19 protein-coding genes are annotated in these 22,410 nt (G+C 56.0%); 2 read left to right on the top strand and 17 right to left on the bottom strand.

Translation table 11 applies throughout. The features are described from left to right. Positions 1-79: 79 nt before the first annotated feature. The 3 genes from ACQ4N8_RS00935 to pflB all read right to left on the bottom strand — a co-directional run bounded on the left by ACQ4N8_RS00935 (position 80) and on the right by pflB (position 3,456). A complete protein-coding gene (locus ACQ4N8_RS00935; RefSeq protein ID WP_430702432.1) occupies positions 80-268 on the bottom strand; it encodes a hypothetical protein in 189 nt (62 codons plus the stop codon). Between the two features lie 202 nt (positions 269-470). Next, on the bottom strand, positions 471-1,214 hold the full coding sequence (pflA, locus tag ACQ4N8_RS00930; protein ID WP_430702431.1) for a pyruvate formate-lyase-activating protein: 744 nt from the start codon (positions 1,212-1,214) through the stop codon (positions 471-473). A 13-nt stretch (positions 1,215-1,227) separates the two neighbouring features. Continuing rightward, positions 1,228-3,456, bottom strand: a complete 2,229-nt coding sequence (gene pflB, locus ACQ4N8_RS00925) for a formate C-acetyltransferase (RefSeq protein WP_430702430.1) — start codon at positions 3,454-3,456, stop codon at positions 1,228-1,230. A 268-nt stretch (positions 3,457-3,724) separates the two neighbouring features. Here pflB and adhE point away from each other — a divergent pair, with 268 nt between their 5' ends. Then, entirely contained in the window at positions 3,725-6,352 is a 2,628-nt protein-coding gene (gene adhE, locus ACQ4N8_RS00920; protein WP_430702429.1) for a bifunctional acetaldehyde-CoA/alcohol dehydrogenase, read from the top strand. A gap of 201 nt (positions 6,353-6,553) precedes the next feature. Further along, positions 6,554-7,462, top strand: coding sequence for an EamA family transporter (locus ACQ4N8_RS00915; RefSeq protein WP_430702428.1), 909 nt, complete (start codon positions 6,554-6,556; stop codon positions 7,460-7,462). A gap of 332 nt (positions 7,463-7,794) precedes the next feature. Here the strand turns inward: ACQ4N8_RS00915 and ACQ4N8_RS00910 are convergent, their stop codons facing one another. The 14 genes from ACQ4N8_RS00910 to ACQ4N8_RS00845 all read right to left on the bottom strand — a co-directional run bounded on the left by ACQ4N8_RS00910 (position 7,795) and on the right by ACQ4N8_RS00845 (position 22,258). Continuing rightward, a complete protein-coding gene (locus ACQ4N8_RS00910) occupies positions 7,795-9,360 on the bottom strand; it encodes an MFS transporter (protein WP_430702427.1) in 1,566 nt (521 codons plus the stop codon). A gap of 32 nt (positions 9,361-9,392) precedes the next feature. Continuing rightward, positions 9,393-10,484, bottom strand: coding sequence for a TetR/AcrR family transcriptional regulator (locus ACQ4N8_RS00905; protein ID WP_430702426.1), 1,092 nt, complete (start codon positions 10,482-10,484; stop codon positions 9,393-9,395). A 77-nt stretch (positions 10,485-10,561) separates the two neighbouring features. Then, positions 10,562-11,074 (bottom strand): NAD(P)H-dependent oxidoreductase, encoded by a 513-nt coding sequence (locus ACQ4N8_RS00900; protein ID WP_430702425.1) that lies wholly within the window; start codon positions 11,072-11,074, stop codon positions 10,562-10,564. A 3-nt stretch (positions 11,075-11,077) separates the two neighbouring features. Then, positions 11,078-11,566, bottom strand: a complete 489-nt coding sequence (locus ACQ4N8_RS00895) for a flavin reductase family protein (RefSeq protein WP_430702424.1) — start codon at positions 11,564-11,566, stop codon at positions 11,078-11,080. A gap of 28 nt (positions 11,567-11,594) precedes the next feature. Continuing rightward, positions 11,595-12,905, bottom strand: coding sequence for a hypothetical protein (locus ACQ4N8_RS00890; RefSeq protein ID WP_430702423.1), 1,311 nt, complete (start codon positions 12,903-12,905; stop codon positions 11,595-11,597). Continuing rightward, positions 12,902-13,528, bottom strand: a complete 627-nt coding sequence (locus ACQ4N8_RS00885; RefSeq protein ID WP_430702422.1) for a cysteine hydrolase family protein — start codon at positions 13,526-13,528, stop codon at positions 12,902-12,904. The genes ACQ4N8_RS00890 and ACQ4N8_RS00885 overlap by 4 nt, the downstream gene beginning before the upstream one ends. A gap of 28 nt (positions 13,529-13,556) precedes the next feature. Then, positions 13,557-14,633, bottom strand: a complete 1,077-nt coding sequence (locus ACQ4N8_RS00880; RefSeq protein ID WP_430702421.1) for an LLM class flavin-dependent oxidoreductase — start codon at positions 14,631-14,633, stop codon at positions 13,557-13,559. A gap of 44 nt (positions 14,634-14,677) precedes the next feature. Next, positions 14,678-15,835: an ABC transporter substrate-binding protein gene (locus ACQ4N8_RS00875; RefSeq protein ID WP_430702420.1), complete on the bottom strand. Its 1,158-nt coding sequence runs from the start codon at positions 15,833-15,835 to the stop codon at positions 14,678-14,680. Positions 15,836-15,904: 69 nt separating this feature from the next. Continuing rightward, the gene (locus tag ACQ4N8_RS00870; RefSeq protein WP_430702419.1) at positions 15,905-16,756 is read right to left on the bottom strand and encodes an ABC transporter permease; all 852 of its coding nucleotides are present in this window, start codon (positions 16,754-16,756) and stop codon (positions 15,905-15,907) included. 29 nt (positions 16,757-16,785) lie between these two features. Continuing rightward, a complete protein-coding gene (locus ACQ4N8_RS00865) occupies positions 16,786-17,571 on the bottom strand; it encodes an ABC transporter ATP-binding protein (RefSeq protein WP_430702418.1) in 786 nt (261 codons plus the stop codon). A 1,107-nt stretch (positions 17,572-18,678) separates the two neighbouring features. After that, positions 18,679-19,716: an SPFH domain-containing protein gene (locus ACQ4N8_RS00860; protein ID WP_430702417.1), complete on the bottom strand. Its 1,038-nt coding sequence runs from the start codon at positions 19,714-19,716 to the stop codon at positions 18,679-18,681. Between the two features lie 19 nt (positions 19,717-19,735). Further along, the gene (locus ACQ4N8_RS00855) at positions 19,736-20,542 is read right to left on the bottom strand and encodes a TPM domain-containing protein (RefSeq protein ID WP_430702416.1); all 807 of its coding nucleotides are present in this window, start codon (positions 20,540-20,542) and stop codon (positions 19,736-19,738) included. Further along, on the bottom strand, positions 20,539-21,570 hold the full coding sequence (locus ACQ4N8_RS00850) for a TFIIB-type zinc ribbon-containing protein (RefSeq protein ID WP_430702415.1): 1,032 nt from the start codon (positions 21,568-21,570) through the stop codon (positions 20,539-20,541). The genes ACQ4N8_RS00855 and ACQ4N8_RS00850 overlap by 4 nt, the downstream gene beginning before the upstream one ends. Before the next feature lie 31 nt (positions 21,571-21,601). Continuing rightward, positions 21,602-22,258, bottom strand: coding sequence for a PspA/IM30 family protein (locus ACQ4N8_RS00845; RefSeq protein WP_430702414.1), 657 nt, complete (start codon positions 22,256-22,258; stop codon positions 21,602-21,604). Between the last annotated feature and the right edge of the window lie 152 nt (positions 22,259-22,410).

Below are 22,410 nucleotides of genomic sequence, written 5' to 3'. Positions count from 1 at the left end.
GATGGCGGAATGGAGCCGGGAAAGTCCCGGCCGCTTTGTTTGATTACCATTCGCTTTATTAAGTATGTACGGAGGATGCCTATTTGCGCCGATTTCTCGTAAATCGCATGTACACCAGCACGGCCGCGATCATCATCGCCACGAATCCGACGTTGCCGGCCGCTTCAGGCGACATTCCAAACAAGACGCAAAGATTGGACACCAAACTTTTCGTAAGCAACGCGATCAAGATCAAAAAAATCGGACGCCACAAGTTAAATCCTCTCATCCACCAGACACTCCCGAATTCTTATTTATAACCGCCTTATCCAACGGTTAGAAGCATTTTATCATAAATAGAGAGCGTTTGCATTTTTGACGGTTTTACTGGTTACCCGGAGCTTCAATTCACCATTTGTAAAAAAACAAGTCCCTCTTAACTCGCCGTTAGGGGGGACTTGCGATTTCGGTAGGGCTAAGGCATTTTCGCTTCACTCCGCCCCCAGTATCTCCTTCGCCCGGCGAATCGTTTCCTCATCCGGCGGCTGGGTATGGAGGAGCGGATATTCGATGCCCATCTGCTCGTATTTATAAGTTCCCATTTCGTGATACGGCAGGATTTCCACGCGCTCCACATTGTGCAAGGTCTTGATGAACTCGGCCAGCTTGCGCAGGTCCGCTTCGTCATCGGACAAGCCGGGGACCAGCACATGCCGGATCCAAACCGGCACCTTGGCATCGGAGAGGAACCGGGCAAATTCAAGGATATGCTCGTTGGGCTTGCCCGTCAACGCCAAATGCTTCTCGGGATCGATCTGTTTCAAATCCAAAAGCACGAGGTCGGTATATTTCATCAGCTGCTGCAGTGACTCGAAGAAATGCCCGTGTTTCGTAAAGCAGCCGCCGGAAGAATCGATGGCGGTATGAACGCCCAATTCCTCCTTCAAAGCCCGAAACAACGTCAGCAGAAAATCAACCTGCAGCAAGGGTTCGCCCCCGCTGACCGTCACGCCGCCCCCGGAAAACTGCATGAACGGCAGATAGCCGCGGATCTCGTCGACCAACTCCCCGACGGTGATGATCCGCCCTTTGCCGATCGCCCAGGTGTCCGGGTTATGGCAGTACTGGCAGCGAAGCAAGCAGCCCTGCATAAATACCACGAACCGGATCCCCGGTCCGTCCACCATGCCGGATGTTTCAATGGAATGAATGCGGCCTTGTTGCTGCTGTTCCATCGGATTTCCTCCGTCAGATTTTTTCGTGGAATGTGCGGTTGATAACGTCAAGCTGCTGTTCTCTCGTGAGTTTGATGAAGTTCACGGCGTACCCCGAGACGCGGATCGTCAGCTGCGGATACTGCTCGGGATGCTCCATTGCATCGAGCAAGGTATCTTTATCGAACACGTTGATGTTCAAATGATGGCCATCCTTCGCCGCATAGCCGTCCAAAATCGCCGTCAGGTTGCGGATGCGATCCTCCTCGTTTTTGCCAAGGGCCCCCGGGATGATCGAGAAGGTGTTCGAGATGCCGTCCAGCGCGTATTCGTAAGGCAGCTTGGCCACGGAGGCCAGGGAGGCGATGGCCCCCTTTTTGTCCCGGCCATGCATCGGATTCGCCCCCGGCGCGAACGGCTCGCCCTGCTTTCGTCCGTCCGGCGTATTGCCAGTCAGCTTGCCGTAGACGACATTCGATGTGATGGTCAGCACCGACATGGTCGTCCGGGATTGGCGATAGGTTTGATGCTTTTTCAATTTGCGCATGAAGCGTTTGACCAGATCCACCGCGATTTCATCGGCACGGTCGTCGTTATTTCCGTAAGCCGGGTACTCCCCTTCCACGATGTAATCGACGGCGATGCCGCTCTCGTCGCGAACGGGACGGACGTCGGCGTATTTGATCGCGCTCAGCGAGTCGACGGCGACGGACAGCCCGGCGATCCCGGTCGCCATCGTGCGCATCGTTTCCTGATCGTGCAGCGCCATTTCCAGACGTTCATAGCAGTATCTGTCGTGCATGTAATGAATGACGTTCAGCGTGTTGATGTAGAGCTCGGCCAGCCATTCCATCACATGGTCGAAGGCCGCCATGACCTCGTTGTAGTCCAGTTTGTCCGAGCGTATCAGCGGCATCGGCGGGGTGACTTGCACTTTCATTTTTTCGTCGACGCCGCCGTTGATCGCATAGAGCAGCGCTTTGGCAAGATTCGCCCGTGCGCCGAAGAACTGCATCTGCTTGCCGATCCGCATGGCGGATACGCAGCAGGCGATCCCGTAATCGTCCCCGAAATGCGGACGCATCAAATCGTCGTTCTCATATTGGATCGAACTGGTCTCTATGGTCATGCGGGCACAATACTCCTTGAACTTCTGCGGCAGCCGGTTGGACCAAAGCACGGTCAGGTTCGGCTCCGGCGAAGGGCCCAGCGTTTGCAGGGTATGAAGGAAGCGGAACGAATTCTTCGTCACGAGCGGACGGCCATCCAAGCCGATGCCGCCGAGCGATTCGGTGACCCAGGTAGGATCACCGCTGAACAACTGGTTATACTCCGGCGTTCTCGCGAACTTCACCATCCGCAGCTTCAGGACGAAATGGTCCACCAGCTCCTGCGCCTCCTGCTCGGTGATCCTTTCCGCATTCAGATCGCGCTCCACGTAGATATCCAGAAACGTCGACGTGCGCCCCAAGCTCATCGCCGCCCCGTTTTGCTCCTTGATTGCGGCCAAATAGCCGAAATACAGCCATTGAAAGGCTTCCCGCGCGGTCACTGCCGGCCTGGAGATATCGCAGCCGTAGCTATCCGCCATCTCGCGCAGTTCCCCGAGCGCGCGGATCTGTTCCGCGATCTCCTCGCGAGCCCGGATCACCTCTTCGCTCATCGGCCGTTCGTCGTAGAAGGTCATCTCATCCTGCTTGTTTTTCACCAGAAAATCCGTGCCGTACAAGGCAACGCGGCGGTAATCGCCGATGATGCGGCCGCGGCCGTAGGCGTCCGGCAGACCGGTGATGACGCCGGACTTACGTGCCAGCTTCATCGCCGGGGTATAGGCGTCGAATACGCCTTGGTTATGCGTCTTCCGGTAGGTGGAGAAGATCCGGTCGATCTCCGGGTCCAGCTTGTACCCATAGGATTCGCAAGCATTCTCCGCCATGCGGATCCCCCCGTAAGGCTGAAGCGCGCGTTTAAACGGTTTGTCGGTTTGCATCCCGACGATCCGCTCCAGTTCTTTGTTCAAGTAGCCGGGGCCATGCGACGTTATCCCGGAAACCACATGGGTATCCATATCGAGAACCCCGCCCTGCTCCCGTTCTTGTTTGGCAAGCTCCATGAATTGCTTCCAAAGCTCCTTGGTCGCTTCCGTGGCTTCCGCCAGAAAAGCAGCGTCTCCTTCATATGGCTCGTAATTGAGCTGGATAAATTGGCGAACGTCGACCTCTTCCTGCCAGGTCCCTGAATTAAAGCCTTCCCAAGCTTGCATCGGCGTCGTATCCTCCTTTTTTGCGCATTCTCATGAGAATGGGATGGGCTTAGTATGGTCCATCGAAGCCAAGATCAAGGAGGGTCTTCATTGGTTAGGTTGGCGGATTTCACCATAAGCCCGAAAGCGTGGCATACGGCGACAAGCAAAGTCTGGGAGCGGGGATAAACATCCCCCGGTCGGAAAAACTGTACTTGTTTATATATACATGGGTAAGAGTCAGAAATCATCCAAAAATCACCTTAAGATGGAGCCAGGAGGGAAGAAGATGGCTGTCAAAACAAACTCGGCCGAAGACAAGGACAAAACGGCCGATAAGAAACAAGCCGCGCAGGAAGAAGTCGACCGTCTCGTTGCCCGCGCCAGGACGGCGCAAGAGAAGTTTCTCCAAATGGATCAGGAGCAGGTCGATCGCGCGGTGCAGGCCATGGCGCTCGCCGGACTCGATAAGCATATGCTGCTGGCCAAGATGGCGGTGGAGGAAACCGGGCGCGGCGTGTATGAGGATAAGATCACGAAGAACCTTTTTGCGACCGAGTACATTTACCACAGCATCAAAAACGATAAAACCGTCGGCATTATTGAGGAGAATCCTTACGAAAATTATCAGCGGGTGGCCGAACCGGTCGGCATTATCGCCGGCGTGACGCCCGTGACCAACCCGACTTCCACGACGATGTTCAAAACGCTGATCGCCGCCAAGACGCGGAATCCGATCATCTTTGCCTTTCATCCGTCCGCTCAGAAGTGCAGCAGCGAATCGGCGAGAATCTTGCACGATGCGGCTGTGGCGGCGGGCGCGCCGGAGCACTGCGTGCAATGGATCGAGCATCCGTCGCTGGATGCGACGACGCTCCTGATGAACCACCCCGACGTTGCGCTTGTGCTCGCCACCGGCGGCTCGGCAATGGTGAAAGCCGCTTACAGCACCGGGAAGCCGGCGCTTGGCGTCGGGCCGGGGAACGTGCCGTGCTTTATCGAAAAAACGGCGGATATCCGTCAGGCGGTCACCGACCTGATCCTGTCCAAAACGTTCGATAACGGCATGATCTGCGCCTCCGAGCAATCCGTCGTCATCGAAGAGCCGGTATACGACGCGGTGCGCAAGATGATGATCGACAACGGCTGCTATTTCCTTAGCAAAGCGGAGACCGAAGCTGTTTCGAATTTGGTCATCACCGGGGAACGCTGCGCCGTCAACGGCGTGATCGTCGGACAGCCTGCCTATAAAATCGCCGAAATGGCCGGCCTGCAGGTACCGAAGCATACGAAAATCCTGGTGGCCGAGCTGAAAGGCGTGGGAACGGACTACCCGCTGTCCGCCGAGAAGCTTAGCCCCGTGCTGGCCTGCTATAAAGTGAAAACCGCCGAGCAGGGCATCGACCGCGCCGCGGAAATCGTCGCCTTCGGCGGATTGGGCCATTCCTCCGTCATTCACTCGAAGGACGAAAAGGTCATCGAGGCGTTTGCGGATCGGCTGAAAACCGGACGGGTCATCGTCAACTCCCCTTCGACGCACGGAGCCATCGGGGATATTTACAACACGAACCTGCCGTCGCTGACGCTCGGCTGCGGTTCGTACGGCCATAACTCGACCACGTCCAACGTCACGGCGGTCAACCTGATCAACGTGAAGCGCGTCGCATACCGGACAGTCAACATGCAATGGTTCAAAATCCCGCCGAAGATCTACTTCGAAAAAGGGGCCACGCAATATCTCGAGAAGATGCCGGGCATCTCCAAGGTGCTCATCGTCACCGACGAAATGATGTTAAAACTCGGCTACGTGGAGAAGGTCGAATATTACCTGCGGAAACGCTCCAAGCCGGTGATGATCGAAATCTTCGCCGACGTCGAGCCCGATCCGTCCGTGGAGACGGTGGAACGCGGTACCCGCATGATGGAGAGCTTCAAGCCGGACTGCATCATCGCGCTCGGCGGCGGTTCGCCGATGGACGCGGCCAAGGCGATGTGGCTCTTTTACGAATACCCGGACACCAGTTTCCATTCGCTCAAACAAAAGTTCCTGGATATCCGCAAACGGATCTACAAATATCCGCGATTAGGGGAAAAAGCCACCTTCGTCGCCATTCCGACGACCTCGGGGACCGGCTCGGAGGTGACCTCGTTTGCCGTCATCACGGATAAAAAGGAAGGCCATACCAAATACCCGCTGGCGGACTACGAGCTGACGCCGGACGTGGCGATCATCGATCCGGAATTCGTCTTCTCCCTGCCGAAAACGGCGGTGGCGGACACCGGGATGGACGTGCTGACCCATGCCATCGAGGCCTACGTTTCCGTCATGGCCAGCGATTACACCGACGGCTTGGCGCTGCACGCCATCAAGCTGGTGTTCCAGTACTTGGAGCAGTCGTTCCATACGGGAGACCCGCTGGCGCGCGAGAAAATGCACAACGCCTCAACGATTGCCGGCATGGCGTTCGCGAACGCCTTCCTGGGCATTAATCATAGCTTGGCTCATAAATGGGGCGGCGAATACCACACGGCGCACGGCCGGACGAACGCGATCCTGATGCCGCACGTCATTCGGTATAATGCCCAGAAACCGTCCAAATTCGCCTCGTTTCCGAAATACCGCTACTTCGTCGCCGACGAGCGCTATGCGGAAATCGCCCGGATATTGGGTCTTAAAGCCGGCACCACCGAGGAAGGAGTCAACAGCTTGATCGAAGCTATTCGCAAGCTGAACCAGTCGCTGGGCATTCCGGAGAAATTTCAGGATCTTGGCTTCGACCCGGCCGATTTCGAATCGAAGGTGGACTACTTGGCCGACCGGGCTTTCGAGGACCAGTGTACGACGGCCAACCCCCGCATGCCGCTGGTCGAGGAACTCGCCGACATTTACCGGAACGCGTTTTACGGGAAGTTCTAAGCGCAGGATGATGATGTAAGTTACAAAGAAGCCCTCCTTGCTTACGGTCCTCATGGAGAACCCGGAAGCTAAGGAGCGGCTTTCTTGTGGTTTAATTACATATATTGAAGAAGTCCCCCTGGTTAGTTTTGTCATAGACGTTGCCGACAGTCTGGTTTTTATAATCAATAGGGTTGTCAATCTAAACTGGAGGATACCGCGATGTGGTTTCTATTTGCTCTATTGACGTCATTGGCTTGGGGAGGCGCCGATCTTTTCTATAAAAAAGGCAGCGACAGCCATGACCGGTTCAGCCATCTGAAAATCGTCGTCATGGTCGGGCTTGTGATGGGAATGCACGGCACGGCCTATCTGCTGATCAAAGGTCTCGCGTTTCATCCGATCGACATGATCCGTTATTTGCCGGTATCGGCGTTGTATATTTTATCGATGGCGATCGGTTATTTCGGGCTCCGGTACATCGAGCTTTCGATTGCTTCGCCGGTGCAGAACTCTTCCGGGGCCGTAACGGTGATCCTGCTGTATCTGTTCTTCCCCCACGACCTCGGCGCCGTCGAAATCGCAGGGGTGGCGATCATTACCCTCGGCGTGGTTGGACTGGCCGTCCTTGAGAAACAAGCCGAACGCGCAGCCCTTAAGTCGAACGCCGCGAGAATCGACGTCAAATACCAAATCGGCGTGATGGCGATTACGTTTCCGCTGCTTTACTGCTTGCTGGACGGATTAGGCACCTTTGCCGACGGGATCTACCTCGATGAACTAAAGCTTATCGGCGAGGATGCAGCCCTGCTCGCTTACGAATTCACCTTTTTCCTATGTGCCGTGGCGGCCTACGTCTACCTGGTTTGGGTCAAGAAGCAGCGATTCAACTTTTTGCGGGAGCGGGTCAAGGGCTACGCCGCCCTCTTCGAAACGGCCGGACAATTCTTCTACGTGTTCGCCATGGCCAGCAACGCCATCGTCGCGGCGCCGTTAATCGCCTCGTACAGCGTGTTCTCCGTCATTTTGTCGCGGATCTTCCTCAAAGAACGGCTAAGTCGGCTGCAATACGGAGTAGTCGTGGTCGTGTTGCTTGGGATCGCACTGCTCGGGATCGCGGATGAGCTTTGAAGACCCGGGCGGCTCTCTTGCCGGAACGGACGCGCATCGCTCCGCAACCAACAAACTGTAACGGACCGTAATGACGTTATTCGTCCATTTCCCGGATATTTCCCGACGTAACGGACCCCACGGACCTTATTTGGCCCCCTAAGCCGCTTTCGCGGGACTTTTGCCGGAAATAACGTCTCTCCGGTCCGTTAAAAACCAAAGACCCGTGCTTGCCCCCTATAACGTCTCTGGTGTCCGTTAATGTAGCGTCCCCAAAAAAATGGCCTCGCGTAACCGCCGAGCCTCTTTCAAATTTCTATAGGCGTTCGCGGCTCCGCCGGCCACGAACAGCGTTAGCGGATCGATACGGCGTCAACCTTGGCCGGCACCGCTTCTTGAGCCGGCGGCGAAGCCGCTTGCCTCGCCGAACCCGCCCAAAATGCCGCCATAAACCCTACCGCCGCCGCGCCCGCAATAAACCAGAATCCGTGCTGTACGGCATTTCCCAAGATCCGTCGCAGCAGCTCCAATTGATTCGCCGGCAACACGGCGTGGGAGTTCAACACTGCCAGCGGGTCGGTGACGACGCCAAGCTTGCCGGTCACTCCCGACAAATCTCCCGCATGGCGGTCCAGCAGCACGGCTAGTTTGGCATTGATCAGAGACGTCAATATCGCAGTGCCAAATACGCCGCCGATGGAGCGAAAGAAACTGACGGACGAGGTGGCGGCCCCCCTCACCGAGTCGTCCACCCCCATGCTTACCGCCGTCTGACCCACCATCATCATCATCCCGATCCCAAGGCCGATCAGCACCATTACGAGGCACAAGACGACGAAGCCCACGTTCGTCGGGAGGAAGATCATCATCAGGACTCCCGTACCCGACAGCAGCATCGACAAGGCGATATTGAACCGCCACGTGTACCGCTGAATAAGCGCGCCGCACAAGGTCGCGCCGAACATGACGCACAGCATGAGCGGGGTCAGGGCACCGCCCGTGTCGGCCACGCCTCCGCCGAGGCTGCCTTGCACGAACAGCGGAATATACACCAGCGAACCGTACATGATGATGCCCTGCATGATCGTCGCAATGTAAGTGCTTGCCATGACCCGGTCCCGGAACAGGCGGAGCGGAATGACCGGCTCCTTCTCGCGGAGCTGGCTGAAGACGAACCATGCCGCGGCGGCGCCTCCGACCAGCAGCAGGCTTACGATCGGCGCGGAATCCCAAGCATATTGGATGCCGCCCATCTTCAAGGCGAGCAATAACGATAAGGTGCCAAGAACCAGCAAGGCCGGACCGACATAACCGATCGATGCGTCCGGCTTCGGCATCGCCGTATTTCGGGGCAGCAGCTTCATGATGATGGCGAAGATGATCAGTCCAAGCGGCAAGTTGATGTAGAAAATATATCTCCAGTTCAGCAGCGAAGTTATGAGCGCGCCGATCGTCGGCCCGATGACCGAAGAGAGGGCGAACACGCTCATGTACAGCGTTTGGTACACGCTGTTTCCGTTTCGCGGCATTAGGCTGAAGATCACCGTAAAGGTGATCGGCATCAAGAACCCCGCGCCGATCCCTTTGATGCCGCGAAAGATAATGAGCTGCAGCATCGACTGGGCCGACCCGCAAAGCATGGAGCCGATCACGAAAATCGCCAGCCCCAGCACAAGAAATAGCTTTCGTCCGTAAAGATCGGACAGTTTTCCGGCAATCGGGGTGATCGCCGTAGAAGTCAGCATGTATATCGTAAATACCCAAGACATTTGGGTAAACCCTTCCAATTGAGTCGCAATCGTCGGCAACGCGGTAGAAACGATCGTCTGATCCAATTGCGTTAACAGTATGCTTAACAATAGACCTGCAAACAGCCAGTTAAACCGCGCGGCCGTCAGCCCCTTGAATCTGGTTTCCATCCCGCATCACCCGCTTCATCACACTTGATTCGTCAAATGCCGGCCATTTTCGCGCAGCGGTTCAGGTAACCGTGCACGGTATGCGCGGAAATTCGCGATATCGCAAAACCGCCAAAACGATTGATCTGTTCTTCCAGCACATGCTGCACGGCATCGGATGCCGCCCCTTCCTTCTTCGTCCAGATGCCGATGAACCGGTCGGCGATCGCCCCGGAGTCGGTCTCCAAATAGCGCAGCAGGTTCACGATGCCTTCCGACAATTCGCCGTATTTGCTGGAGGCCACCACGAAGAGGAAATCCTCGCTCCGATCCCGGGCCCGCCATTCCTCCAGACTGCGGCATATCTCGACGGTGCAGCGGTTCCAGCCCTGCATCGCCTCAATGATGACGGACAGTTCTTCGTCTTGCTCCGGCTCGCCGGCCGTCGGATCGAAGAATACGTGAATGCGGCGGCCCTGCCCGGCGGAAGCGGAGACATCCTCCTTGACGGGACTATGCATCAGCAGGCCGTGCTGCGCGATCGCGATCATCTGGTCGGCGATTTCCTCCTGCAGCTCTTCCTTCGTGCCGGTATGTCCCGTAATCATCGCAAGCGATTCCGTGTCGCGATAGTAGAACTGATTCATCATCCCCCACAGGCAGAACAGAACCACCTGTACGTTGGCGTGCGGATTGATGATTCCGGCCCGCTTCCACCCTTTGAACATCTCGTTTTTGTCGAAAAAGTCCTGAAACCACTTGGAAGAGGCATACTGGTCAAACAGCTTACCGCCCTCCAGGGTTTCTTTATGAAAAATTTTGTACAAATTCGGGATTTTGCACTTAATGTCAAAGTGCGTTTTAATGTATTCCTTCAGAACAAGTTCCGGATGAACGCTCTCCCATGATTGCCCTTCGACATAGCTTTCCCATTGGCGAAACAGGCGCTCCAGCACGGCCTGGTACAACTTCTCCTTGGTGTCGAAATAGTAATGCACGAGCGCCTGATTGACTCCGGCCTTTGCGGCGATATCGCTGATGCGCGTCGCGGAATAACTGCTGTTCGCGAACAGCTCCTCCGCGCAATTTAAGATCCGTTCCTGAACGTTTGCCTTCTGCTCATCCGTTTTCGTCATTTGAGACATATCATGTCCACCTTTCCAACTTGGAAGAATATTCAAGCCGGAGCCTTCGCCGCCAAGAATACTCCGCCGCCGAAAGCTTACAGCAGGGATTTCATGACCGGCTCATTGCTCTTTACCCATTCCCCGATCGTCTCCCGACTGCGATCGACCTCGGCATCGAGGACATAAAGGCCCCGCGCCGGGCAAATCGCACCCAGCTCCGCGAGCAAAGGTTTCAAATGAAGTTCGACCGCCAAATGGTGCTGATAACCCGCTCCCACCATCAGCGGGAATGCCATCTTGCCCGTCAAGGCATTCATCGGAAGCAGATCCATAAACAGTTTTAGCAGCCCGGTGTAAGTCGCTTTGTACGTGGGACTCGCCACCACGAGATACGTGGATGCTTCGATTCGGGCCTGCAGCGATTGGATCGTCTCCGCATCCCATTGTACTAAAGCGGTCGCATGGTCCGCCAAATCGATGACCTCATGTGTCACCTCCGCAGAAGTATGCCGCTTAAGTATACCACGAAGCTGCTCGGCCGTTTGTTCGGCGTAGGCATAGGTTTTCGAGCGGGGTTTCGGATTGCCTACAATCGTTGTGATTTGCATTTCTTACGCACCTGCCGTTTCCAGCGTTGTATATTTCCCGCGATAAAAGACGAGCGGCTCCGCCTCCGACCCGTTCGAGTGAATTTTGACCCCTCGGCCGAGCATGATCAAATGGTCCCCGCCTTCCAGCACGCCTTCGACCTCGCATTCTACGCTCGTCAAGCAGCCCTCTAGCACCGGCAGGCCCGTCTTGCCGGTATAATAAGCGGCTCCCGAGAACTTCTCGCTGCCGCCCTTCTTGGCGAATTGTCGGGAAACCGACTCCTGGGATTCCGCCAAGATGTTTACGCAATACTTCCCCGTCGCCGTCAATTCCGCCAACGTGGCGCTCTTGCGGTCCACGCAGATCAACACCATCGGCGGATCGAGCGAAAGCGAGGTAAAGGCGTTCGCTGTCATGCCAAGCGGATTCCCCTCATGATCCAGAGTCGTAATGACCGTAACTCCCGTGGCAAATTGCCCCATCGTGTTTCTCCATACCATCGGATCCATCCTTGCTTCCTCCATTCGCCGGGCCGCATCAACTCGGCCCGTTGCATATTTTCCATGCGGTAAAGGCATAAATCGCCGCCGCGTCCACCATATCGTCAAGCGTCGGTCTGAATCGCGCAGGACCGAATGTGGCCGACGGGATACCGTACATGTTGAACACGTTGTGGTCCCGCCACATGCTGGAGTAAGCCGCATGCGCGACCGGCAACCGACCTCGGCCGGCGGCCAGGCTCCCCGTATCGATCGCTTCGGCCAACGGGGCAATCGTCTCGTCGTTCGCCTCATATCCCTGCCGGTACACGAGCGGCAGCACTTGGCCCTGCAGCCCCGCCTCGCACAGAAGCCGTTCAAGTTGGCGCTGGATCGGCGCGATCGACTGCTTCGCCGTGAGATTGACCTCGATATAAATCGAGCAAACCTCGCTGCCGGCACCCATAATGTGGGGATCTCCGCCACGAATGGCCGAGATTTGCGCTTTAGGTACCGATATCCCCCCGTTGGCCCGGTAGGTGTGCTCCTTCTCGTAGGCGATGGCCCATTCCTGGATCTTGCCGATCAGAACCGCCGCTTTCACCAGCGGATTCGGATGCCGGACCAGCTCCTCGGGATGCTCCAGAAGCGGCGTGAACACTTCTTCGCCGTACAGATCGATCCGATAAAGCGCATGTCCGCAGGACATCCACGTAATGCCAAAATCGGTGCCTTCCGCCGCGATCGCGTAATCCGGGGCAACTCCGCCGTGAGACAGCAAGTACTGAGCCCCGACCTCTTTTCCCAAAAACTCGCTGCCGCGAAACTCCTCCACCTGTTCGGGGCCGATCTCCCCCGGACAAGCCGTTACGTACAAGCGCCCCTTAAGCGATAGGCCTGCCCGTTTCAACGCTTTGGCGGCCATCAGCGTGCAGGTCATCGGACCGCGGTCATTTTCGACCGGCCTGCCGCTAAACACGCCGTCTTCGAATTTCGCCTCCAGCCATTCCGGGCGTTCCACGGTTTCCGGCCGGTAACGCCACTGATCGCGTTCGTTATATTGCGGCGCTTCGGTGTCCAAGTGGCTGGTCAGCAACAGGTTTTGGCCTTCTCCCGGGGCCGCTCCTCCGATTGTGCCGATGACGTTGAAGCGATCCTCGACCATGCCCGCTTTCCTCGGGGCGAAGCCTTCTCTCTTCAGCCAATCGTATACATAATTGCCGGCTTCCTTCTCATAGCCCGCGATGCTGCGGATGTTGCCGAGCTCCAACAGGAGCCGGGTCAGTTCCTCCCCGTCGATATGGCTCCGGATGAGCTGCATGACCTCGCGATCCCGCCCTGCCAATGTTTGCTCTTTCAATACGCTCATTTCCTCCACGCTCCCTTCCAATCGGAGAGAACCTGCTCCGCGGACAGCACGGTCGCGAAATTCATGCCCAGGATGCGGATGGACATATCGTGCACGGCCTGTTCATACGCCGCGCAGGCGTCCTCCACGACGAATATCTCGTAATCCTTCATGAATCCGTCCCGTACAGTGGAATCCACGCAGCATTCGGTCGTGACTCCCGTGACGATCAGCTTGCGAATATCGAGCCGCTGCAGCAGGAGCTCCAGTCGGGTGCTCACAAAGGCGCTGTACCGCTGCTTCTCGACCGTATAATCGCCGGGCTCGGGAGCGACCCGGTAATCCTCGGCGCCGGGGGTCCCCCGCCGGCACACGGCAACCGCCTCCTCCGGATCGATCCCCTGACGCGCGTACCAAGCTTTCATGGCCCGGGAATCGGTCTCCGCGTCCGTGACCAGACGGATAAATAGAACCGGAACCCGGTGATCATGCGCGCCTTGAATGAGCTGTTCGATGCAATCGACGGCGGGGTCGACCGATGATAAATCGGCGCCGAACTCCGCCATTTTCCCGTCCGTCCCGCAAAAATCCCGCTGTACGTCCACAATCAACAAGGCTGCATGATCGTTCAGTCCCGTAGCCATTTTCATCCATCCTCCCTTAAGTCCTGCCTTATTTGACGGCGAACGTTCCTCTAAGTCTCGGCAGCACCTCTTTGCCGAAGATCGTCAAGTCTTCCACGTAGTCGGGGAAGGTCAGCATCATTCCGTCGATGTTCGTCACCTCGATAATTTCCTGAATGCGATTTTGGATCGACTCCACGCTGCCGGCGATGGTCTCCGTCATAAAGGCGCTTTTGGCGCGGTGCACCATCGAGTTCTCCCGGCCGTCGGGCTCGAGGCCGTAGCTGCGAAGCATTCCTTTGATCGCGCCGAAGTCGGCGCCCGCCTGATAATGCTTGATCCGTTCCTCCGCCTGCTCATCCGTTTCGCCGGGTACGATCGTAAACATCGCGTACGTTTTGACCGTCTTCCCGCGTTCGGCCGCCATGTCTTTGGCGCGCTTGCTCACCGCAGCAAGATCCTCCAAATCGCGGCCGCCGATAAAGCAGGCGTCCCCTTCGTCAATCGTGAAGCCCATCCCTTTCTCCGATTGGCCGGCGCAAATGATTTCCGGTCTCGGCTGCTGCAGCGGCTTCGGCAAGGATTCGCATTCCTCCAGTTGAAAATACTGCCCCTGATGGGTAACCTTCTCCTCACTCCATAACCGCTTCACCACCTGCATCCATTCCTTCGCCAGGTCGTAGCGCTGATCATGGTCCAGTTCCTCCGGCCACATGCCCATTTGTCTGAATTCCCCCGCAAAGGACCCGGAAACGACGTTCATGCCTACGCGTCCGCCGCTGATTTGATCCAAAGTGGCGTACATCTTGGCCGCCACCGCAGGGTTGAACAGGAGTGTGTGAACCGTTGCGTAAATTTTCACCCGGGAGGTCGCTTCGGCCAGCCCGGCCATCATCGTCGTCGATTCGAGGGACGTGCCCCAATGGTTCGTCGTGCCGCCGTACCCTTTCCATTTCGCCATCGACATGATGAAGTCGAGCCCTAATTCCTCGGCGATGACCGCCGCTTTTTTATTGATGGCATAACCTCCGTCCAGCAGAGGGGCATTTCCGGAGATGATCCACCCCCCATTCGTAATCGGCAGAAACACGCCAAAATCCACTTTGTTATAATCGATCGTCGTCATCGGCTCATCGCTCCTTTATTTTTGGTTATGAGAAAAAATTACGGTTATTCCGGCCAAATCAACGTTTCTCCGTCATAAATCGCATCGATGAAGGCATTGTTCATGACCCGGTCGATGGCAAGCTGCTCCTTAACGACGCCCGCTGAGGACAGCATATCGATTTCGCGCGACCACTGTTCCTCCGCCTGCCAGGCTACGCCATGACCCGGTACCCGGGATTGCCCCACCAGCTTGCTCTCCACCGACCAGCGATTCGTCTCCGTCGGCAGGTCGTATACGGAATCGGACTTGGATGCCAGCACCTTTAACGCTTCGTCGGCATTTGACACCGCATAGCCGTGCGCCCGGGATACGGCCCTCAGGAAATCTTCCACCGCCGTTGGATGCTCCTCGGCAAACTTGTTGTTGACGGCCAAGACGCCGAAGGAAGTTTCCGCGCCGAATTGGCCGGGGTCGATAAAGGAGACGTCGCTGCCCATTTGCTGCATCATATAAGGTTCGTTCGATTTGTATACCGTCAACGCATCCACCTGGCCTGAGCTTAGAACGGTAGGGTCGTAACCAACGGAAACGCCTTTGACTTCCGTCGGGTCCACCCCCGATTTCTTGAACATGGCTATAACGTTCGCCGGCATCGCGCCGTGGTAACCCAACGTTTTGCCGACCAGGTCCTTGGGTTCCTTCATGCCGGAATCGCCCATGACCATGATGGCGCTGATGCCGGTCGCTCCGAACGTGGCTATCCCTCTGATGTCCGCGCCGTTCGAGACGGACTGGATCACCAGGCTCGGCGTGCCCGCGCTGGCGATTTGCGCTTGCCCCGCCGCCAGAAATTTCATGCCCTCCGAATCAAGCCCGGGCATGATTTTCACCTTGAGCCCCAGTTCCTTGAAGTAACCCAGCTCCTCGGCCATCACAACCTGGATGTCGGGCGGAGATGCGGCATAGTAGTAACCCGTGATATAAGTAATTTCTCCGGCCGCTTCATTTAATTTCTTTCTCGCTTCCCAATCGATGACGCCTTCTCCTGTGGGGTTGTTCGTCGCTTCGGCCGTATTGGCCTCCCCTCCGCTTCCCGCTCCATTTTCCGCGGCGGCGTTTGCCGCCGGCGCCTTGCCGGAATTTCCGCAGGCCGACAACGCCATGACCGTGAACATCATCAGCACCACCAACAACACAGGCAACTTCTTGGTTCTCTCCATCTCCATACCCCTCCATCTCCATATCTATTATCTATGCGGACAGCCTATGGCTTTTCCGTCCTCATTCATCTAGGTGCGGTTGCCGCCCATGGCATGCCAGAACAGCACCTTTCGTTCGATAAACCGCACGATATTCGTCAGCAGAATTCCCATAATCGCCAACATGAAGATCGCCGAAAACATGCGCTCGGTTTGCATGTAGTTGCTGGACATCATGATTACGTTGCCGAGCCCTTCCGTCGATCCGCTCCATTCCCCGACAACGGCCCCCATCACGCTAAGGCTGACGCACGTTCTCGCCGCCGAAAACAGATACGGCAAACTATTCGGTAAGCGCAGCTTGAGGAAGATTTCCCGTTTGCTCGCATGGAGGGATTGCATGTATTCCAGATGATTTTCATCGATGGAACGAAAGCCCGTAATCGAATTGATTAACATCGGAAAAAACGTGATGATCGCGGCGATCAATATTTTGGGCAACGCCTCGAAACCGAACCAGAGGATAAACAGGGGAGCAATGGCAATGATCGGGGTGACGTTGGCGAGGACGGCAATCGGCAGCAGGGTTCGCTCCAATAGCGGCGAATGGGCCATGAAAATCCCGGCAAGGATCGCAACGGCGAGCCCGAGGAAAAATCCGGCCAACGCTTCGTACAACGTCACCCAGGCATGAGGCAAATAAAATCCGATGGAAGTAACGAATTCATAAATAACCGAGGACGGGGCCGGCAAAGTGACCGGTTGGATTCCGAACAGGCGTACCGCAAGCTCCCAAGCCAGAAACAATGCGACGAACGCGGCAAAGGGAGGCACGTACGACGAGGAAACTGCCCATGCGGTTGCCCTGCTTATGGCGGATGCCTCTTTCTTAACTTCCTTCGAACTGGTTATCAACACCGCTTCTCTCACAGCGCTTCTCATAGCTGAACCACTTCCTTTCCTCATGACGATCAACTTGATTTCCACTCATCCCGCAAATAACTCCGAATCTCGGCAACGTACTGATGGAATTCCTCGGTGTCCTCGATCGAAGCATGCCTTGGCCGGGGCAGCCGGATGTCGATCGTGGTTGCCACTTGTCCCGGCCTTGCCGACATCACCACGACTTTGTCGGAAAGCAAAACGGCTTCTCTCAGGCTGTGCGTGACAAACAACACCGTTTTCTGATGCGACTCCCAGATATCCAGCAGTTGATAACTGATCCTCTCTCTCGTGATCTCATCCAGCGCAGAAAAGGGCTCATCCATCAGAAGGATCGGCGCCCCCGAACCAAAGGCCCGTGCAATCCCTACCCTTTGCTGCATCCCGCCGGACAATTCCTTGGCATAAGCGTTCGCAAAATCCCCGAGTCCGACGGATTGCAGCAGTTGTACGGGATCCTCCCGTTCCTCGAGCTTGACGGCGGCGGTCCCCTTCACGTTAACCTCGAACGGAAGATTCATGTTTTCCAGCACCGTGCGCCACGGAAACAAGGCCGGTGATTGAGGGACGAAACCGAACTGCTTCCGGCTTTGCGCGTCCAGCGGGCTCAGGCCGCCGATCGTCACCTCGCCGCGATCGACGCTGGCCAGCCCCCCCACGATGCGAAGCAGCGTCGATTTACCGCAGCCGCTTGGCCCGATGAGACTGACGAACGTGCCCTGCTCCAGCTCCAGGTTGATGTCCCGCAGCGCTTCGGTCGCTTGACCCCGCCGCCTGAACCATTTACTGACATTACTCACCTTGATGTAAGCCAATTCTCATCACCACGCTTATTAATTGTTTAATTAAAAATAATTAACTATCTATTTAAATGATTATTCAAATAGTAGCACCAGCTCACTTTGGTGTCAACTTATATTACAAATTTTTTATGTAATTTCAGCTTTTGTACGAAAATCGATTCGATTTTCACTAATTTGTGTGATGTATCTTTACATTAATCTTACGTAATGCGTATCAGTTTTTATTCTGAGTGATGTTTTTTGACACATTAGTTAAGCCCGCCTTGTATCTATCGCCCCCCCATGCTTCCTATATTTTCGTCTTTCAACTATTTGGTAATTTTGCGCCGCCTGCACCTGTTCCAATAGTTGTAACTCTTGCGGCATTTTTTGGCGTTTTACGTTTTACGTTTTGCTTTTTACGTTTTGTGTCTCCCCTAAGCCGGTTCCCTGCACCTCTTCCTGCGTTTACGCGTTGACTCGCTGACGTTCGCTCCTCGCCCGCCGTCCGATATCGTGCCGGAATGGACTGTTACGAACTGTATGTTACGGACCGGACTGTAACGGACCGTAATGACCTTAATCGTTCATTTCCCGGTCATTTCCCAACGTAACGGACTCCTCGGACCTTATTCGGCTCCCAAAGCGGTTTTGGGGGGGCTTTTGCCAAAAATAACGTTTCTGGTGTCCGTTAAAGTCTCAAAATCCCCCGTTTGCCCCCGATAACGTCCCTGGTGTCCGTTAGAGCAGCCCTACCAGCGTGCCGGTGTTGGGTGTACCGGCGCTGCGGTGTTACGGTGTACCGGTGTTGGGTGTACCGGCGTTACGGCGCTACGGTGTTACACCCCACCTACGGCTTCCGCGTTCTATGAACTTGTCTAACTCACTCGCAACGCAAAAAACCCGCCCGAGCATAGCTCGGACGAGTTCCTAATTGCGCCAAATAGATCCATATTTATTCTGCTTGTTAGATGAGGAAAGGCCTGAAGCCTTTTCACATTTAGGCCGCGGCCGCGGAACCGCAATCGCGGGGTACCCGCAGGAATACGGCAGCGGGACCTTAGCCGGGATATAGCCGCGGAGACGAGCCCGCAGGCACGCCGCCTGGTGCCCACGGACGCGGAGAAGCCCCCGCGCCGATCAGCCCAGCTTCTGCCCGCAATTCGGGCAGAAGTTCGCGCCTTCGTTCTTCGCGCCACAGTTCGGGCAGAAGTTGGGCCGTTTGGATCCTTCGGAAGCGGACGGAACGAACGGCTCCGCGTGGTTCCCGGCCACCGGCTGCGGAGGCTGGTTCGCCCCCGGACCTGGATGCAAAGGCCGGCCCTGACCTTGCTCCGGGTTCAGGTTCTTCATCATCTCCTTGGTTAGGTTCATCCCCATTATCATGCCAGCCATGTCCGAAGCCGCTCCACCGCCCTGCACTTTGCCCGAGGCGATGCCGTCGGTCATGCTGACCTGCTGATATTTCGGCAGGTTGCCGATCATTTCATGCGATGCTGTCTTGGTGATCATATCCTGGATTTCCTTAGGATAACTGAAGCTCATGACCTGGAAGCCCGTGATCGCGAGTCCGTCGTCCATCACCTGCATATCCAGGTCTTCCCTAATGCCCCGAGCGATATCTATGGCGTTGGCCTGCAGGTTGAACATGTCCTTGCCCTCTTGGCTGATCCACTTCATCAGCAGTTGGTCCAGCACAGAGGTAATGCGGAGTTTCACGTCCTCCACGAAATAGCTTTGCTTGATCCCTGCGACTTTATCGATCAACGTCACGTAGTCGTTCACCTTGAAATTGAACGTGCCGTTGGCGCGAATCGGCATGCCGCCCGGAAGTTGAGGCGTCGGGATCAGCACCGGATTTTGCGTGCCCCACCGGACCGTAAACTCCTTCGTGTTAACGAACAGGACCTCGACCCGCATGCCGCTGTTGAAGCCGAACTTGAACCCTTTGAGCGTGGACAGGAACGGCACGATCTCCGATGCAATGTTGAATTCGCCTTCATCTTTAAAAATCCCCTCGATCTTCCCGTTGTTGATGAAAACGGCATCCTGACCCGAGCGAATGATCAGCTTACTCCCTTTTTTGATTTCGCGGTTATTCCATTTCCAGAAAATCATGTCGTCCCGGAATTCTTCCCACTCCACGACATTGGCAAATTGGTTTCTGAAAAATCCCATCTTCGACTTGCCCCTTCCGTTAAAATGATCCCCGGCTGCCGCTATGCGAATGTCCTCCGCCGGTCGTTCCGCCCCCTCCGCCACCACCTCCGCCGCTACTCCCGCTTGAACTGCTGCTCTCGATCTTCGTTTTCGTTACGGTCGTGCGGAGGTAGTTGTCTTCGCGCCAAATGATCCCGGAGTTGGCCGAGTCCTCGTAGGTGCGGCTGTTGACCGTCACCCTGCCTCCGGTGCCGAACGTCATTCCGCCGACAACCAAAGCCCCAAAGACCAGTGCGCTCCCCAGTTGGAACCAGGTATTGAACAGTATGCTATCCGGGTTGACCCCCGGTCGGAAACCCATATACCGGTAGGCCGTGCGTATGTATTCTTCGAAAGCGCCCTTATAGTCGCCCGCCGACAGCAGCGGAGCGATCTTGTTGCGAATCTTATCCAACCGGCCGTCATCAAGGTAGTCCTCGGCCTTATAGAAACCCGCCAAATATAAATCACGGTTCCGCATATCCAACGTCAGGATGACGGCATTGCCATGCGGTTTGTCGTAACCGGGAGCCCGCTCGTCGTAGAAATCCTCGGTCAGCTTCACGACGTCCTCGTCTTCGGGATTGTCGGTAGTAAAGACGATGAAGTCGGTCTCCCTTTTTTCCCCGTATTCATTGGACAAAGCGTTCAAAGCTTCGTTATATTCCAAGTAGAGGGTATCAGCCTCGTCATAGATCAGTTTTTTGTCGGTCGCAGTTTGTTCCGCCCGAGCCGTAAACGGCGCGAGTAAACTTAAGGCGATCAGCACCAGTACCATGGACAGGGCCAGCGATCGCTTGTTCATAAGAATCCGCCTCCCCACAGCCAGGCGAAGATTTTGAGTCCGAAGAAAGATACTCCCGAAACTCCGGCGAACCACGCCGCCATTTTCCCCTTGCTTAGCGGCGGCTTCCCGACCACTTTACCCGTCTGACCGTTCATGGCAAAAGTGTACTGCTTTCCTTTGTAATCGTAATATACCATCCACACCGGCAGCATTGTGTAATCGGCCCGCTTTACGGTCGCATCGATCTGGTTGTCGGTAAAACTCACCGTGGAGTACTCGGAAACGGTCGAGGAAATATACGATTCGATATAAGGCATCGTTTTTTCCCTGGCCCTGGGAGTGAGTTCCTCGCCGGTATAGTTGTATTTTTCGGCGATGAATCCGGCTAGGTAGGGCGTCTTGAACGTTTTCAATTCTTCGTAGGGAAAAGGCTCCAGCTTATCCATCAATTGATCGTTCATTTTCGCAGAAGCATCAATCGGCAGCCGCACATAATTGAGTCGAATTCTCCGGTAAAACTCGAAATGATCCGTTTCCGTGTATCGGTAATCGCCTCTCCTGTAGCTTCTCACTTTCGTACCGTGGCCGCGGATATCAATGTTATTCAGCAAATCGTACAACCAGAACGGCACGTACATTCCGGTAATGCCCTTAATGCGGTCCGCGGTCATGAAGCCGCGGGGCGTCAGCAACCCTTTTCGGCACCACTTCTTGAAAGCGGCCATCGCTTCCTCCTTGCTAATGGCAAAGGGGATCACCTTCGCCGGGGCCAACTTTCCGGTCAGGCGGTCGCTGAGCACCACAGCGGACCCGCAGAAGCTGCATGTCGTCGCGCTGGTTTCCGGTTCCGTCACGATAACGGCGCCGCAGCTTTCGCAATGGTACTCCCGGACCTCGTCCTCCGCGAATACCTGCTGCTTCAGCGGGTCGGGAATTTGCTCGATATTGTCCTTGCGGCCGCAGCCGGGGCAGGACAGCGTACCCGTCGTACTGTCAAACGCCATGCCGCTACCGCAGCTCGGACATTTGTATTCAATAACCGGCAATTCATTCACCTCCATCCGTCCAAATAAGATTTCAGGATTCTTGCTTGTTTATCCTCGCTTTGAGCGCCGCGAGTTCATCTTCAGGAGTAAGCGCCGGGGCTGCACCCGGCTCCTTCTGCGCATCGTTGCCCTTCTCGAGCTCCGCGATCAATTCGTCCAGATCGCCCTCCCGCGCTCCGGCCCGCAGCTCAGCTAGGGCCAGCGCTTCGTTCAACCCCTGGTCGGCCTTGGCCTCCAGGTTGCGAAAAGCGGCCTCCGCCAGCTTGCCCTTCAGCTCGGCTTGCCGCGCCTCCAGCTCGTTCAGATCGGATACGAGCTTATCCTGCATTTGCTTCATTTTCGAAGCATTACCCGCCGCCTGCTCGTAAGCCGTTTGCAGCCCCTGCAGCCGGTCCGCCTGCTTCGCCTTCCGTTCCAAATACTTCAGCGCTCCGGACTCGTCGCCCGACTCCACCGCTTTCTCGGCGTACCGCCGCAGCTTCCGAACCTCCTCGGCGCATTCCTCCAGCGTCCGCTTCGCCCGGTCTTCCTCTGCCAGCACCGCCGTCGTCTCCGCCTTCACCTGCCCTAGATCCAGCCTCATTTGGCGCATGTATTCGTCAAGCGCCGCCGCCGGATCCTTCGATTGCTCCAGCAATCCGGAGATATTGGCCCGCATCACATCCCGAAACCTCGACAAGATTCCCACTCCCGTCCCTCCTTCGGATCGTTCATTTACTTAATAATACAACACAACGGCAAAATTGGTTTCATACGTGCGGGCCGGGGGATGGCAAAAATAAAAACGCCCCCTTATTAAAAAGGGGCGTTGACCAACGGCGATACCATCGGCAAAAAATA

It is taken from the genome of Paenibacillus macerans (assembly GCF_050565405.1).
Taxonomy (GTDB): domain Bacteria; phylum Bacillota; class Bacilli; order Paenibacillales; family Paenibacillaceae; genus Fontibacillus; species Fontibacillus macerans_B.
The sequence above is the reverse complement of the archived record's forward strand: the minus strand, read 5'-3'. Positions and strand labels throughout refer to the sequence as shown.